17 protein-coding genes are annotated in these 15,073 nt (G+C 67.2%); 15 read left to right on the top strand and 2 right to left on the bottom strand.

What is annotated here, in order from left to right; all coding sequences use genetic code 11:
• Positions 1 to 8 precede the first annotated feature (8 nt).
• From Q5923_RS00655 to hflX, 12 genes are all read left to right on the top strand, one after another.
• Positions 9 to 506, top strand: a complete 498-nt coding sequence (locus tag Q5923_RS00655) for a YajQ family cyclic di-GMP-binding protein (protein ID WP_009279267.1) — start codon at positions 9 to 11, stop codon at positions 504 to 506.
• Positions 507 to 512: 6 nt separating this feature from the next.
• Positions 513 to 1,838, top strand: a complete 1,326-nt coding sequence (gene rimO / locus Q5923_RS00660; RefSeq protein ID WP_303131439.1) for a 30S ribosomal protein S12 methylthiotransferase RimO — start codon at positions 513 to 515, stop codon at positions 1,836 to 1,838.
• Between the two features lie 12 nt (positions 1,839 to 1,850).
• Complete coding sequence (gene pgsA / locus Q5923_RS00665; protein ID WP_303131441.1) at positions 1,851 to 2,459, top strand: CDP-diacylglycerol--glycerol-3-phosphate 3-phosphatidyltransferase; 609 nt, start codon at positions 1,851 to 1,853, stop codon at positions 2,457 to 2,459.
• Positions 2,452 to 2,988, top strand: a complete 537-nt coding sequence (locus Q5923_RS00670; protein ID WP_303131442.1) for a CinA family protein — start codon at positions 2,452 to 2,454, stop codon at positions 2,986 to 2,988. Before pgsA ends, Q5923_RS00670 begins: the two co-directional genes overlap by 8 nt.
• A 205-nt stretch (positions 2,989 to 3,193) precedes the next feature.
• A complete protein-coding gene (gene recA / locus Q5923_RS00675) occupies positions 3,194 to 4,294 on the top strand; it encodes a recombinase RecA (RefSeq protein WP_009279263.1) in 1,101 nt (366 codons plus the stop codon).
• Positions 4,295 to 4,402: 108 nt separating this feature from the next.
• Complete coding sequence (locus Q5923_RS00680) at positions 4,403 to 4,996, top strand: regulatory protein RecX (protein WP_303131445.1); 594 nt, start codon at positions 4,403 to 4,405, stop codon at positions 4,994 to 4,996.
• A 272-nt stretch (positions 4,997 to 5,268) separates the two neighbouring features.
• On the top strand, positions 5,269 to 6,819 hold the full coding sequence (gene rny, locus Q5923_RS00685) for a ribonuclease Y (protein ID WP_303131447.1): 1,551 nt from the start codon (positions 5,269 to 5,271) through the stop codon (positions 6,817 to 6,819).
• Positions 6,820 to 6,828: 9 nt separating this feature from the next.
• Entirely contained in the window at positions 6,829 to 7,908 is a 1,080-nt protein-coding gene (locus Q5923_RS00690) for an ATP-binding protein (protein WP_303131449.1), read from the top strand.
• A 104-nt stretch (positions 7,909 to 8,012) separates the two neighbouring features.
• Positions 8,013 to 8,330, top strand: coding sequence for a stage V sporulation protein S (locus tag Q5923_RS00695; protein ID WP_009279259.1), 318 nt, complete (start codon positions 8,013 to 8,015; stop codon positions 8,328 to 8,330).
• The gene (gene miaB / locus Q5923_RS00700; RefSeq protein WP_303131451.1) at positions 8,330 to 9,694 is read left to right on the top strand and encodes a tRNA (N6-isopentenyl adenosine(37)-C2)-methylthiotransferase MiaB; all 1,365 of its coding nucleotides are present in this window, start codon (positions 8,330 to 8,332) and stop codon (positions 9,692 to 9,694) included. Before Q5923_RS00695 ends, miaB begins: the two co-directional genes overlap by 1 nt.
• A complete protein-coding gene (miaA, locus tag Q5923_RS00705; RefSeq protein ID WP_303131452.1) occupies positions 9,691 to 10,626 on the top strand; it encodes a tRNA (adenosine(37)-N6)-dimethylallyltransferase MiaA in 936 nt (311 codons plus the stop codon). Before miaB ends, miaA begins: the two co-directional genes overlap by 4 nt.
• Entirely contained in the window at positions 10,623 to 11,933 is a 1,311-nt protein-coding gene (hflX, locus tag Q5923_RS00710; RefSeq protein WP_303131454.1) for a GTPase HflX, read from the top strand. The genes miaA and hflX overlap by 4 nt, the downstream gene beginning before the upstream one ends.
• On the opposite strand, the gene Q5923_RS00715 is transcribed toward hflX, so the two are convergent.
• Together Q5923_RS00715 and lexA are read right to left on the bottom strand one after the other, a co-directional pair.
• Positions 11,930 to 12,649: a heparan-alpha-glucosaminide N-acetyltransferase gene (locus Q5923_RS00715; RefSeq protein WP_303131755.1), complete on the bottom strand. Its 720-nt coding sequence runs from the start codon at positions 12,647 to 12,649 to the stop codon at positions 11,930 to 11,932. The two genes, hflX and Q5923_RS00715, sit on opposite strands and share 4 nt — an antisense overlap.
• 77 nt (positions 12,650 to 12,726) lie before the next feature.
• The gene (lexA, locus tag Q5923_RS00720; RefSeq protein ID WP_009279254.1) at positions 12,727 to 13,380 is read right to left on the bottom strand and encodes a transcriptional repressor LexA; all 654 of its coding nucleotides are present in this window, start codon (positions 13,378 to 13,380) and stop codon (positions 12,727 to 12,729) included.
• Between the two features lie 175 nt (positions 13,381 to 13,555).
• On the opposite strand from lexA, the gene Q5923_RS00725 reads away from it, so the two are divergent.
• The 3 genes from Q5923_RS00725 to dut all read left to right on the top strand — a co-directional run bounded on the left by Q5923_RS00725 (position 13,556) and on the right by dut (position 15,036).
• Entirely contained in the window at positions 13,556 to 14,008 is a 453-nt protein-coding gene (locus tag Q5923_RS00725) for a LysM peptidoglycan-binding domain-containing protein (protein WP_303131456.1), read from the top strand.
• A 136-nt stretch (positions 14,009 to 14,144) separates the two neighbouring features.
• Entirely contained in the window at positions 14,145 to 14,597 is a 453-nt protein-coding gene (gene nrdR / locus Q5923_RS00730; protein ID WP_009279252.1) for a transcriptional regulator NrdR, read from the top strand.
• Positions 14,590 to 15,036, top strand: a complete 447-nt coding sequence (gene dut / locus Q5923_RS00735) for a dUTP diphosphatase (RefSeq protein ID WP_303131457.1) — start codon at positions 14,590 to 14,592, stop codon at positions 15,034 to 15,036. Before nrdR ends, dut begins: the two co-directional genes overlap by 8 nt.
• The last annotated feature ends 37 nt before the right edge of the window (positions 15,037 to 15,073 follow it).

Below are 15,073 nucleotides of genomic sequence, written 5' to 3' on the forward strand. Positions count from 1 at the left end.
GAGGAAGCATGGCCAAGGAAGCTAGCTTCGACATCGTCTCGACCGTCGACCTCCAGGAGGCGGACAACGCGTACCAGCAGGCCGCGCGCGAGCTGACGCAGCGCTACGACCTCAGGCAGACCGGCGCCACGATCGAGTTCTCCAAGAAGGAGGGGGTCTTCACCATCTCGGCCCCGTCCGAGTTCGTGGCCTCCCAGGTCATCGACGTCATGGGCTCGAAGCTTGCCAGGCGCCAGATCGACCTCGCGGCCCTGCGCTGGGACAAGCCCGAGCCGGCGGCCGGCTCCTCCGTGCGGCAGCGCGGGCACCTCGTCCAAGGCATCGACCAGGACACCGCCAAGCGCATCGCCAAGGACATCCGCGACCTCAAGCTCAAGTGCAAGCCCACGGTCGAGGGCGACAAGCTGAGGGTCAGCTCCGCCTCCCGCGACGTGCTCCAGGAGGTCATCTCCCACCTGCGCGACGGCGACTACGGCCAACCCCTCCAGTTCACGAACTACAGATAGGAAACCATGAGCAACTGCCTGTACGTCACCCTTGGCTGCGCGAAGAACGAGGTCGACACCGATCGCATGAGGGCGCTCCTCGGGACCGCCGGCTTCGGCGAGGCCGAGGGCGTCGACGATGCCGATGTGGCCATCATCAACACCTGCTCCTTCCTCGCCTCGGCGACCTCCGAGTCGATCGACGCCACGCTCGACCTCGCGGAGCGCTCGCGCGGGGGCGTGAGGGAGCTCCCCATCGTCATGTGCGGCTGCGTCCCCTCCCGCTATGGCGACAGCCTGCCCTCCGAGCTCCCCGAGGTCGCCGCCTTCGTGCGCGCCGACGAGGAGGATGACATCGTCGACGTCGTGAGGTCCGTCCTGGGCGGGGAGGCCCCCCAGGGGGAGGTCGCGTTGGGCGTGGGGCGCGTCCTGCGCACCGTCGAGGGCGCGAGCGCCTACGTCAAGATCTCTGACGGCTGCGACCGCTTCTGCGCCTTCTGCGCCATCCCCTACATTCGCGGACGCTACTTCTCCCGTCCGGAGGAAGAGATCCTGGACGAGGTCAGGGGCCTCATGGAGGGCGGCGTGCGAGAGGTCGTGCTCATCGGGCAGGACACCGGCATCTGGGGGAGCGACCTGGGCGAGGGACTCACCCTCGCCTCGCTCCTGAGGTCGGTCGCGGGGGTCGTGCGGCCCTATGGTGGCTGGGTGAGGGTTCTCTACCTCCAGCCCGAGGGCATGACCGACGAGCTCATCGCCACCATCCGCGACGTGGACGAGGTCCTGCCCTACATAGACATCCCCATCCAGCACTGCAACGGGCGCGTCCTCGCAAGCATGAGGAGGAGCGGGTCGGCGCCGGAGCTCCGCGAGCTCTTCGCCCGGCTCAGGGAGCAGATTCCCGGCATGGTCCTCAGGACGACGGGGCTCGTGGGCTTTCCCGGCGAGACCGAGGAGGAGTTCGACGAGCTCCTCGACTTTGTCCAGGAGCTCGAGTTCGACTACACCTCGGTCTTCCCCTACTCCCGTGAGGAGGGGACGCTCGGCGCGAGTCTTCCCGACCAGGTGGACGAGGGCGTGAAGCTGGAGCGCGCGCAGCGGCTGCTCGACGTGGCCGAACAGCTGGGCTTCGCCGCCACCGCACGTCACGTCGGAGAGACCTGCGACGTCATCGTCGACGGCGTCGAGGAGGGCGAGGATGGCCCCGAGCTCGTCGGCCACGCCTGGTTCCAGGCCCCCGACTGCGACGGGGCGGTGCACATCCCTTGCGGCGAGGCAGCGGTGGGAGACGTCGTGCGCGTTCGCCTCGAGGACTCGTTCTGCTACGAGCTCGTCGGCAGCATCGTAGAGTAGGGGAGGCACCCAATGTCCAAGGGCAAGAAGTCCATCTGGACGCCCGCGAACGTCGTCACCTGCGCCCGCGTCGTCCTCGTCCCCGTCTGGCTCCTCGTGGCCGAGCTCTCGCGGGACTGGGGGGCGGCCCCCAACCACTACGAGGGGGCCCTCGGGGTCGCCGTCTTCTACATCCTCCTCTCGCTCACCGACAAGCTCGACGGGCACCTCGCCCGTAGCAGGGGGGAGGTGACGACCTTCGGCAAGTTCCTCGACCCCATCGCGGACAAGCTCGTCGTGGTCGTCTCGCTCTGCTACCTCCTCGAGGCGCAGATGGTGAGCCCCTGGGTGCTCCTGGTCGTCGTCGCCCGCGAGTTCCTTGTGTCGGGGCTGCGCATGGTCGTCGCCTCCAAGGGCGTGGTGATCGCCGCGAGCAGCCTCGGCAAGTGGAAGACCGCCACCACCATGGTCTCGATCTCCGGGCTCCTCCTGCTGAGGGCCATCCCCATCTCGGGCGTCGCCTTCGTCGTGTCCGCGGTCTCGTTCGCCCTGCTTTGGGTCGCGGTCGTCCTCACCGCCTGGTCGGGCGTCGACTACTTCGCCAAGTCGTGGAAGTACATCACGGAGGACGCCGATGACTAGGGCGTCGGACGTCCCCCTTCCCACCAGGGAGGAGCTGGGACGCGAGGCCGCGGCGGTTGTCGCCGCGGCGGTCGGGGCGGGGCTGAGCGTCGGCACGGCGGAGTCCTGCACGGGAGGGCTCGTGTCCGCGGCCCTGACCTCCGTCGCCGGCTCCTCCGCCGTCGTGCGGGGCGCCGTCGTGAGCTACGCCATCGAGGTCAAGCGCAGGGTCCTGGGCGTCTCTCCGGAGGTGCTCGACGAGCCATCCCTGGGTGCCGTCTCCTCCGAGTGCGCCCGGATGATGGCGGAAGGCGCCAGGCGCGTGCTGGGCGCAGACGTCTGCGTCTCCGTCACGGGAATTGCCGGACCCGGAGGCGCGGAGCCCGGCAAGCCCGTCGGCACCGTCTGGTTTGGCGTCTCCTCCGCCCACGGCGCGAGCGCCTCCCGCCTCTGCCGCTTCGAGGGGGGTCGCGAGGAGGTGCGGGCCAAGGCCGTCCACGTCGCGCTCTCCCTCCTGCGTGAAGCCCTTGTGACGCCCTCCTCGGCATAGGCCGGCCCCTGTTGGCAGCCTCGTCTCGCTGGACCTTCCTTTCGCAGCTCGCGAGGGGTGGGCACGGCTGGCCTGCAGCTGGCGCCAGACTGCGGCAAGCTGCCAGCGAGCCTCCCGCGAGCCTTCGGTCGTATGCTGTCCTTGTCCGTTGACCCAGAACGCATGTTCGTATACCATTCGCTACGAAGACGAGCGAGGAGAGCCCATGGCAAAGAGCAAGAGCGTCACGCGCGAGGTGCACCAGAAGACCTATGGCGAGGAGAGGGACAAGGTCCTCGACGCCACCACGTCAGAGATAGAGAAGAAGTTCGGCAAGGGCGCCATCATGCGCTTCGGCGACGGGGGTCCTGACCTGGAGATCGAGGCGATTCCCACAGGGTCGCTCGCCCTGGACGCCGCGCTCGGAATCGGCGGCGTGCCCAGGGGGAGGATCATAGAGATCTATGGCCCCGAGTCGTCGGGCAAGACGACCCTCTCGCTCGAGATCCTCGCCGAGGCGCAGGCCCTGGGCGGAGTGGTCGCGTTCATCGACGCGGAGCACGCGCTCGACCCAGGATACGCCGCCCGTATCGGCGTCGACATCGACGAGGTCCTCATCTCGCAGCCCGACACGGGCGAGCAGGCGCTCGAGATCTGTGACATGCTCGTGCGCTCCGGGGCCATAGACGTGGTGGTCGTCGATTCCGTCGCCGCCCTCGTGCCCAGGGCCGAGATAGAGGGGGAGATAGGCGACACCACGGTGGGCCTCCAGGCCCGCCTCATGAGCCAGGCGCTGCGCAAGCTCGCCGGCTCGCTCTCAAAGTCGAAGACCACCTGCATCTTCATCAACCAGCTGCGCGAGAAGATCGGCGTCATGTTCGGCAGCCCCGAGACCACGCCCGGCGGGCGGGCGCTCAAGTTCTTCTCGTCCGTGCGCATGGACATCCGCAGGATCGACTCCATCAAGCGCAACGGCGAGAACGTGGGCAACCGCGTCCGCGTCAAGATCGTCAAGAACAAGGTCGCACCACCCTTCAAGCAGGCTGAGTTCGACATCATGTACGGCACCGGCATCTCCAAGGAGGGCTCGCTCCTCGACATGGCAGTGGACTACGAGGTGGTCGAGAAGTCCGGCGCCTGGTACACCTATGGCGTGGAGAGGCTCGGGCAGGGCAGGGAGGCCGCGAAGGACTTCCTCGCCGCCAATCCCGACCTCATGGAAGAGATCGACCACAAGGTGCGCATGGCCTGCGGCCTCGAGCTGGGCGACGAGCGCGTGGGCGAGCCCGTCTCGCTCGACACGTCCTCGCAGGGCGAGCTCTCCTAGCCTCCTGGCATGCCTTCTGTCGAACCACGGGGGGCGGGCGTCAGCTGGAAGCTGATTCTCCCCGAGCGCCAGGCCGCGGTGCTCGGGGCGAGGAGGCCCCGTGCCACATTGGCGATCCGCTCGGAGAGGGGAGAGGAGACCCTCTCCCTGCCCGTCGCGGTGGCCAAGGCGCTCGAACGCTCGCTCGCAGACCGCAGCGAGCCCCCCTCCTCGAGGGCCGAGCTCGTCTACGTCCTCTCCGAGGTCGAGGGGAACTGCGCGCGCAGGCGCGTGGAGTCCCTGCTCGACCGCAGGGACTACTCCTCGCAAGAGATGGAGCGCAAGCTCAGGGACGATGGCTACCCCGGTCGCCTGTGCTCCGAGCTCGTGGCACGCTATGCCGAGACGAAGCTCATAGACGACCGTCGCTACGCAGACGTCTTCGTGAGGTCCAAGCTGTCCGCCGGCTGGGGAAGGCGCCGCATCGAGCTCGAGCTCGCCCGTCGCGGCATCGAGGTGGGCGAGCTTCCCGGCTGGCCCTACGACTACCTTGACCCCGAGGACGAGGGCGAGCGTGCCTTCGAGGTCGCGCTCCGTCGCTCCTTCAGGGGGAGGGACCCCTACGCCCAGTGCGTGCGCTTCCTCATGGGCCGCGGCTTCTCCGGTGCGGTCGCGTCGAGCGCCGCGAGAAGGGTCTTGGACGAGGACGACGGAGGGTCCTGAGGTCCCATCACTCGGGCTCCTTGTCCGGCTGGGACCCGTCACGGGCGACGCTCACCGTACGTCTGTTTGACGCATGGGCCGCCTAAACTTATGATTTATCGTGCCATTTGAGTTGCCTCTCGTCCGTCGGATGCACGACAGACGTCTTATATGACCTTCTCTATCCGATCTTTTGCATACCAGTGGACGGGTTGCCCCTTGGATGGCGGGTTCCCCCTAACGTGGGGGTCTCCTGAACCCTACGCAAACGCACGACCATCAGAGGAGCAACCATGACTATTGCAATCGGGGCAATCTGTCTCTTGCTGGGAGCCGCCGCCGCGTGGCTCTACGCGAACAGCCAGAGCAACGCCAAGGTGATCGCCGCCAAGTCGGCGGTGAGCGACGCGGAGGCCGAGGCGCGGCGCATCAACGACGACGCCCGACGCGAGGCGGATTCCGCCAAGAAGTCCGCGCTCATCGAGGCTCGTGAGGAGATACTCCAGCTCAAGCAGCGTTCGGAGGCGGAGGAGAAGGCCCGCAAGGCCGAGCTCCAGGCCCTCGAGGGCCGCATCATGCAGCGCGAGGAGTCGCTTGACAGGCGCAACGACTCGCTCGACCGCAAGGAGCACCAGCTCTCGAGCCTTCAGGGGCAGCTCGACAAGCGCAAGGTCGAGGTCGACGGCCTCGTCGCGCGCCAGTCCGCCGAGCTCGAGCGCATCGCCGACCTCACGCGCGAGGACGCCCACAAGGAGCTGCTCGACCGCGTGCGCGCCGAGTCCGTGCGCGAGGAGGCGCAGATTCTGAGGGAGTCCGAGCAGCGCGTGCGCGCCCAGGCCGACAAGACCGCCCGCGAGATCGTGACCACCGCCATCCAGCGCTGCGCGGCGGACCAGGCCGGAGAGATCACCGTCACCTCCGTCCACATCCCCTCGGACGACCTCAAGGGTCGCATCATCGGCCGCGAGGGGCGCAACATCCGCACCTTCGAGCAGGTCTCGGGCGTCTCGCTCGTGATCGACGACACGCCCGAGACGGTCATCCTCTCGAGCTTCGACCCCGTCCGTCGCGAGACCGCCCGCGTCGCCCTCGAGAACCTCATCGCGGACGGACGCATCCACCCCGCTCGCATCGAGGAGATGTACAAGAAGGCGGAGTCCCTCGTCTCCGAGCGCGTCCAGGAGGCCGGCGAGCAGGCCGCCTTCGACTGTGGCATCCATGACCTGCACCCCGAGCTCGTGAAGACCCTTGGGGCGCTCCGCTACCGCACCTCCTTCGGCCAGAACGTCCTCTCGCACTCCGTCCAGGTCGCCGCCCTCTGCGGGATCATGGCCTCGGAGCTCGGCATCCCCGAGGCACCCGCGAAGCGGGCGGGCCTCCTACACGACCTCGGCAAGGCCATCGACCACGAGGTCGAGGGCCCGCATGCCGTGATAGGCGCCGACCTCTGCCGTCGCTACGGCGAGAGGCCCGAGATCGTCCACGCCGTCGAGGCGCACCATGCGGACGTCGAGCCCAGCTCGGTCCTGGACGTGCTCGTCCAGGCGGCAGACGCCATCTCCGCCGCCCGCCCAGGTGCGCGCCGGGAGTCCGCTGAGACCTACATCAAGCGCCTCGAGAAGCTCGAGGAGATCTCTAACGCCCACGATGGCGTCGAAAGGACCTACGCGATGCAGGCAGGCCGCGAGCTCCACGTCATGGTCGAGCCCGAGAAGATCTCTGACGCCGAGGCCACGGTGCTTGCCCACGACATCGCCCAGCAGATCGAGGACGAGATGCAGTACCCCGGCCAGGTCCGCGTCGTTGTCATCCGCGAGTCCCGCGCCGTCGGCGTGGCCAAGTAGGAACGCAGCATGGCCCAGGACCCCTCCGACCTCGCGCGCTTCGTCGCCTCCCATGGGGGCGACCGCTCGCTCAAGGTCGAGGAGAGCCTGGGTGGAGGCTACGTCCGCCTCCGCGTCGCCGAGGCGGAGCGGCGCCAGGCCAAGCACGACATTCGCTGGGTCGAGGACGCCGTCATAGAGATGCTCCGCAACGCCCGGGACGCGGGAGCTCGCCACATCTATCTGGCGAGCTCCCGCGAGGGCTCCGTACGGACCATCACCATGCTCGACGACGCGGCGGGCATACCGCGCGAGATGCACGAGCGCGTCTTCGACGCGCGCGTCACCTCCAAGCTCAACTCCGTCCACCTGGACCGCTGGGGAGTGCACGGCCGTGGCATGGCGCTCTATTCCATCAGGGAGAACGCCCTCAGCGCCCGCGTCGTGGACTCGGCCCCCCAGAAGGGCTCGAGCATCCAAGCGGTCTTCGACGTGGACTCGCTCCAGGAGCGCAGCGACCAATCCACCTGGCCCACCCTCGTCGAGGACGAGGGTGGTTCCCTCGGCTTCAGGGGGCCTCGCAACATCATCCGCTGCTGCTGCGAGTTCTCCCAGGAGGACCGTGGCTGCGAGCTCTACCTCGGGTCTCCTGCCGAGATCGTGGCCACGGCACGGAGCAACGTGCGTCTGAGCGTGGAGGGAAGCGCCCTGCTCTTCATCGACTCGCTCGACGACCTGCCCGTGCTCGAGCGCCTCAAGCTCGCGGCCGATGCCGGGGAGCTGCTCCAGGTCTCCTCGTCCCTCGGCCTCGACATGTCCGAGCGGACGGCCCATCGCATCCTCGCTGGTCAGGTGACCCCCGTCCGGAGCGTTGCCAGCCACTTCCGGAAGTCGCGCCATGCGACCCGGGCTGGACGTAAGGTGGACCTCGCCCGCGACCGGAGGGGCCTGCGCATCTCCCCCGAGGACCTGGGCGAGTTCTCGCGCGCGATGGAGAGGGACTTCGCCCCTCTGGCGCAACGCTACTACCTCAGCCTGGCGTCAGAGCCGAGGGTTCGGGTTTCGCATGGCAGGGTGACCGTGACCTTCGAGGTGGACGAGGGGGACTAGCACCTCCTTTCGCATCTCCTGCAAAATACCTAGAATGTTCTCCATATGCAAAATGCAGCATCTTGCGGACAAACGTGACACCCCCGTTCCACAGGAGTCAATCGATGGATTTTCTGAAGGTCTCTAGCAAGTCGTCTCCGGCCTCCGTCGCAGGCGCGGTCGCCGGCATGGTCAAGGACGGAGTTCCGGTCAACATGCAGGCTGTGGGCGCCGGTGCCGTCAACCAGGCGATCAAGGCGCTCGCGATCGCCCGCGGCTTCCTCATCCCCACGGGCGTCGACATCTCCTGCGCCCCCACCTTCGCCGACATAGAGATCAACGGCGAGATGCGCACGGCGATCAGGATCGCGGTGTACGTCCACCGCCTCGTCCCCCAGGCGGCGACGCACGTGAATCCCGAGCCCCAGGAGATGATCTCCTAGTGGCGCGCATACCCCAGCTCGTAGGGCTCAACTACCATGTGAGGACCTTCGGCTGCCAGATGAACCTGCACGACTCCGAGAGGGTCGCGGGCCTCCTAGACGACTGCGGCTGCATCCAGGTCGACTCCCCTGACGACGCCGACATCGTCCTCTTCATGACCTGCTCCGTGAGGGAGAAGGCCGACACGCACCTCTACGGCGAGGCCTCCAACCTCGTGAGGCTCCCCGCGCCCCCCAGCGGCAGGCGCGTCGTCGCCGTCGGAGGCTGCATCGCGCAACGTGACGGGGCCGAGCTCGCCCGGAAGATTCCCAACGTGGACGTGGTGTTCGGCACCTCCGCCCTCGCATCGCTGCCCCAGCTCCTCTGTGACGCCCTGGGACGTCCCGGGGAGGTCGAGGTGGACGTCGGCGAGGAGGGCAGGGGCTTCTCGACAGACCTTCCCAGCAAGCGCGCGCAGGGCTTCCACTCCTGGGTGCCCATCATGACCGGCTGCAACAACTTCTGCACCTACTGCATCGTGCCCTATGTGCGCGGTCGCGAGCGCAGCCGCATCCTCGAACGCGTCGTGACCGAATGCTCGTCCCTGGTGAGGGACGGCGTGAGGGAGATCACCCTCCTGGGGCAGAACGTGAACTCCTATGGCCGGGACCTCTATGGGAAGCCTCGCTTCGCCGAGCTCCTGCGCGAGGTGGGGAAGACCGGCATCGAGAGGATCCGCTTCACCTCGTCCAACCCCAAGGACCTCTCTTCCCAGACGATCGCCGCCATGGCAGAGGTCCCCTCCGTCATGCCCCAGCTCCACCTGGCCGTCCAGAGCGGCAGCACGCGCGTGCTCAAGGCCATGAATCGCAGCTACACCCGGGAGGGGTACCTGCATCTCGTGCGCGAGCTCAGGGACTCGATTCCGGACATCGCCCTCTCGACCGACCTCATCGTGGGGTTCCCCGGCGAGACCGAGGAGGACTTCCAGGACACCCTCTCGCTCGTGCGCGAGGTGGGTTTCTCCTCCGCCTTCACCTTCATATACTCGAGGCGCCCGGGCACGCCTGCCGCCAAGATCGAGGACGACACGCCCCGCGAGGTGATACAGGACCGCTTCGACCGCCTTGCCAAGCTTGTCGAGGAGCTTGCCTTCGCCGCCAACCAGAGGGAGCGAGGCCAGGTCGTGGAGACGCTCGTCGAGGGAAGCTCCAAGCGCAACGACGCCGTGATGATGGGCAGGAGTCCCAAGGGCCAGACCGTGCTCTTCCCCCTGCCCGAGGGAATGCGAGCCCCCGAGCTCGTGGGCAGGCTCTGCGACGTCCGCGTGGACGAGGCGAAGACCTGGTACCTGCGCGGTCCCATGGTGGGCGAGGCGCGATGACGCCCGCGGGCCCCGTGATCGCCATCGTGGGGCCGACGGCCTCGGGCAAGAGCTCGCTCGCCGAGCGCGTCGCGCTCCAGCTGGGGTCATCCGTCGTCTCGGTCGACGCCATGCAGGTCTACCGCGGCATGGACGTGGGGACCGCCAAGACCCCGCCCGACCAGAGGCGCTGCCCGCTCCTCATGGTGGACGTCTGCGACCCCTGGGACGACTACTCCGCGAGCCTCTTCCAGAGGGACGCGCGCCGCTGCGTCGACGGGCTTATCACGCAGGGCTGCGCGCCCGTCCTCTGTGGCGGCACGGGGCTCTACCTCGACGCCGTCGTCGACGAGATGGACTTTCCCGCCGGGGGGGCCAGCCAGAGCAGGACCCGCTGGGAGGAGTTCGCGCGCGAGCACGGGCCGCAGGCGCTCCACGACGAGCTCAGGAGGCTCGACCCCGCCAGCGCGGAGCTCGTCCATCCCAACAACCTCAAGCGCGTCGTGAGGGCGCTCGAGCTCGTGGACCTCGGCCAGTCCTACGCCACCAAGCACGAGGGGCTCAAGCATCGCGAGCCGCACTACCGCACCAGGATCTTCGCCATCCACATGGACCGCACCAGGCTGTACGCGCGCATAGACGCGCGCGTCGGGCAGATGATGGCAGACGGGCTCCTCGACGAGCTACGCGGCCTCCTGGGGACGGGACATGCGCTCTCAAAGACGGCGGCCCAGGCCATAGGCTACAAGGAGCTCATCGACCACCTGCAGGGGCACTGCACGCTCGAGGAGGCGGTCGACGCCATCAAACGGAGGACCCGGCGCTATGCCAAGCGCCAGATCGCCTGGATCAGGCGAGACGGACGAGCGAGCACGCTCGACTATGACCGTCTGGACGAGGGCGAGGCGGCCCGTCGGGTCGTCGAGACCCTGAGGGGGGAAGGACTGCTGTGAGCCGGTTCGAGCCCCTCTCCACCGCACCCGTCCCGGAGCGCGCCATCCTCGTGGGCGTCGACCTCGGAAGGGGAGGCTGGCCCCTCGAGGACTCCCTGGCCGAACTGGGAAGACTTGCCAAGACCGACGGGGCCGAGGTCGTCAGCACCGTCACGCAACGCCTCGACTCGCCCGTCCCCCGCACCTTCATAGGCAGCGGCAAGGCGCAGGAGCTCGTCAGCCTCGTGAGGAACCTCAGTGCAGACGTCGTCATCTTCGACGACGAGCTCAGCCCCTCGCAACAGTCGAACCTCGAGAGGATCCTGGGCGAGCCGACCAAGGTGATCGACCGAACGGCCCTCATACTCGACATCTTCGGCCAGCATGCGACCACGCACGAGGGGCGCCTGCAGGTGCAGCTCGCCCAGCTCCAGTACGTCCTTCCCCGGCTCAGGGGCATGTGGGGCCACCTCGTGGGGGAGCAGACGCGAGGGGGCATTGGAAGCCGCTTCGGGCAGGGAGAGAGTCAGCTCGAGGTCGACCGACGCCTCGTGCGCGACCGCATCTCGTGGCTGAGGCGCGAGCTCAGGGAGCTCGAAGGGCGCCGTAGGGTCCAGAGCAAGGCCCGATGGGACTCCGGAATCTACCGCGTCGCGCTCGTGGGCTACACGAACGCGGGCAAGTCGACCCTCCTCAACCAGCTCACAGGCTCGGAGGTCTATGCGAAGGACGAGCTCTTCGCGACGCTCGACCCCACCACGAGGAGGCTCGAGCTCGAGGAGGGACGCAAGATCACCCTCACTGACACGGTGGGCTTCATCCAGAAGCTGCCCACCACGCTGGTCGAGTCCTTCAAGTCAACCCTGGCGGAGGTCAGGGCCGCCGACCTCGTGCTCAAGGTCGTGGACGCCTCAGACCCCAACGCACGGAAGCAGCTCGCGGCCGTGGACGACGTGCTCGCCGACATCGAGTCCGACAAGATTCCCTCCGTCGTCGTCTACAACAAGTGCGACCTCCTGGACGCGGACGAGAGGAACGTGCTCTCTGCCTCGCATCCCGACGCGGTGCTGCTCTCTGCCCTTGGCTCCTGGGGCCTGCGCGGCCTGCTCTATCGCATCGCCCAGGAAGCGTCACGTGACGATGTGACAATCACGGCGCTCGTCCCCTACGACAAGGGGCTCCTCATGAAGATGGTCCACGAGCGCTGTCAGGTCGTGCGCGAGGAATACGTCCAAGGGGGCCTCATGGCAACGGTCAGGGCGTCGAATCGCATGGCAGAGACCCTGGCCCCCTATGTCGTGCGCGCCTCGGACGTGGCCGGAAGCTAGACCCAGAGGCCCAGGGCGATGAGGATGAGGGGCTGGTGCAGGAGGTAGACGGCCAGCGCATGCCTGCCCACGAACTCCAGGGGAGGGCAGGTGGCATCGTAGGCCCAGTCGGGATACCCTCGCGCCACGAGCCACCCACCGAGAGACGCCCCCGAAAGGAAGAGCAGGGAATAGGGGAGCAGGGGATAGTAGTCCCCCGAGGCGAAGGTGGGTCCCGGGAAGCCCAGCCAAGAGAGCCACGGGGTGGAATAGAGGGCCCTGGGCAGCGCAATCCACACGCGGTCACCCAGCCCCACGCCTCCCGAGGGGATGCCCAGGGCGAGGAGGAAGGCGAGGAAGAGCAGGAGGGACTCGGCCGGCCTGCCCCTCGGAAGTCCCAGCTCCGAGACGAGCCATGCGGCCAGCGTGCTTGCGCCCATGCAGAAGATGATGCCAAAGCTTATGGGTGTGTCCACGCCGGCCAGGAGGCTTGCCACGAAGACGAGGGCGGCACAGGCAAGGTAGCGAAGGGCCCGTCTGAGGTTGTTCCTCGACTGCGGGCACATGGCTCCCGCGATGAGGAGGAAGGTCCAGCTGATGCTGGCACGCCAGAGGTCCTGCGAGAATCCGCCGAACCACGGCATCCCGACGCCACACAGGTAGCGCAGGTCGTAACAGAGGTGGAAGAGCACCATGGAGACGACCGCGAGACCCCTCAGCGCATCGAGGGCGCGTATGCGCCTGTGCGCAGGCGATGCGCTCCCGTCCTCGCCAGCGGCTGCCGGGCAAGCCCGCTCGCAGCGGACGGACGGCGTCACAGAGACCTGATCAGTGCGGTCACCCTGCCCAAGATGGCGGGGTTCTTCGCGTAGATGGGCTCCATGCTGTCGTTCTCGGGCTGAAGGCGGATGCGGTCCTTCTCCCTGTAGAAGGTCTTCACGGTGGCGGAGTCATCGATGAGGGCCACGACGATCTCTCCGTCATGGGCGTCACGCTGCTCCCTCACCACGATGAGGTCGCCGTCGAAGATGCCGGCATTGATCATCGAGCTGCCATGGACCCTGAGGATGAACGAGCTGGCGTCACCCACGATGCTGGTGGGAAGGGAGAGGGTCTCTTCCACGTTCTGCTCGGCAAGGATGGGCTGGCCCGCGGCCACGCGGCCGACGAGGGGCAGCGAGGTGATGCCGCTGCTGGGGTCTTGGCGAACCTCGGCGAGCCGTACGCCCTCATGCGTCGCAGTCGGCTCCTCGGTGACGACCTCGATGGTGCGGGGCTTCTTGGAGTCTCTCTTGATGAGCCCCCGCTCCTGCAGGACCTTGAGGTGCATGTGGACGGTAGAGGGGGAGGCAAGCCCCACGGCGGAGCCGATCTCCCTCACCGAGGGCGGGTAGCCGTGCTCGCCCGTGTAGGAGCAGATGTACTCGTAGATGGCAGCCTGCCTCTTGCTGAGCCGGTCCTTGGGCATGTCCACTCCTCCTGTGAATAGGCCTTGCCGCGAGAGAAACACATGTTCTGTTTTTGCTTGACCGAACAACTGTACGTACCTAGTATAGTACATGCGTTCTGAGTTTTGAAGCGGCCATTTATGTCCCGGGCTCCCCGTATAACTACGTCGTCAGCCACGAGGGAAGGAAGCAAGGATGGAAACGGCGAAGATCTACGCGGGTCAGGCGGGCTACGGCTGCGAGGGGTCTCTCGCGCTCAAGCCCCAGGCCAACGGTAGGCCACGCCTCGTCGTCCACGAGGGCGGCAGGGGAGTCGACGAGCGCGGGCGCGGCACGACGGGCCATGGGCTCCCCCTCATGGCTTCGGTCTCGTTTTTCGCCGTCGCCGTCGCCGTGGGGATGCTCCTCTTCGTGGGAGGTGTGCTTGTCCAGGAACGCCGGCAGGCCGCGTTCGAGTCTGCCTTCGCGGACGTCTCTCCCGCGAGCGTCACCGTGCAGGAAGGGGACTCCGTATGGGGCATAGCGAGTCGCATCGACGTCGACGGCGCGGACACCGCGGCGGTCTCGCGCTGGATCGACGCGCACAACGACCTTGGTGCGGGACCCCTCCAACCAGGCCAGTCGCTCGTCGTGCCCCAAGGCCGGTAGCCCAGGTCCTGAGTCCTCCGATCGCCCCTCCTCCCTTGCGTTCGTGGGGGGAGGGGCATCCGTATGTCCCTTCTGTGCCGAATCTCTGGGTTTCCTGTGTTATCTTTCCTTATGAGAATGACGTCAGGGGAGGAACATGCGCTGTCCCAAGTGTGGTTGCGAGGAATCCAAGGTCGTTGACTCGAGACCGTCCGAGAGCAACGACGCCATCCGACGCAGGCGCGAGTGCATACGTTGCGGCGAGCGCTTCACGACCTACGAGCGCAGGGAAGAGATGCCCCTGATGGTCGTCAAGAAGGACGGTCACAAAGAGACCTTCGACCGGCAGAAGGTCATGCGCGGCCTCCTTGCCGCGACCGTGAAGCGCGACGTGCCCGTGGACAGGCTCGATGCCCTCATCGACGGCATAGAGAGCGAGATGCGCGACCACGGCAGGTCGGAGGTTCCCTCGGAGGAGCTGGGCAAGATGGTCCTCCAGCGCCTCGTTGACATCGACAAGGTAGCCTACGTGCGCTTCGCCTCCGTCTACCGCGACTTCAAGGACCTGGACGAGTTCAGCCAAGAGTTACGGAGCCTCATCAATGAGTGACGACAGGATCGAACTTCCCATCAAGAGGCTCGACCCCTCGGTCGACCTACCCAGCTATGCCTATGCAGGCGATGCCGGGCTTGACCTCAGGTCCAACGAGGACGTGGTCCTCGAGCCCCTCGAGCGCCGCCTGGTCTCGACGGGGCTCGCCATAGCCATCCCCGAGGGCTACGCCGGCTTCGTCCAGCCAAGAAGCGGCCTTGCCCTGCGCGAGGGGCTCTCCATGGCAAACACCCCCGGCCTCATCGACGCCCACTACCGCGGGGAGCTCAAGGTCTGCGCCATCAACCTCGATTCCAAGAGGCCAATCGCCATCGCGAAGGGCGAGCGCATAGCCCAGCTCGTCATCCAGAGGGTCCCTCTCGTTCGGCTGGTCGAGGTCGACGAGCTCGACCAGACCGACCGGGGTTCCGGGGGGTTTGGGTCCTCGGGAGCATAGGGTCCCACCAGGCCGACGTTGCTTGCTCCCGATGCAT

The organism is uncultured Olsenella sp. (assembly GCF_959602185.1).
GTDB lineage: Bacteria > Actinomycetota > Coriobacteriia > Coriobacteriales > Atopobiaceae > Olsenella_I > Olsenella_I phocaeensis.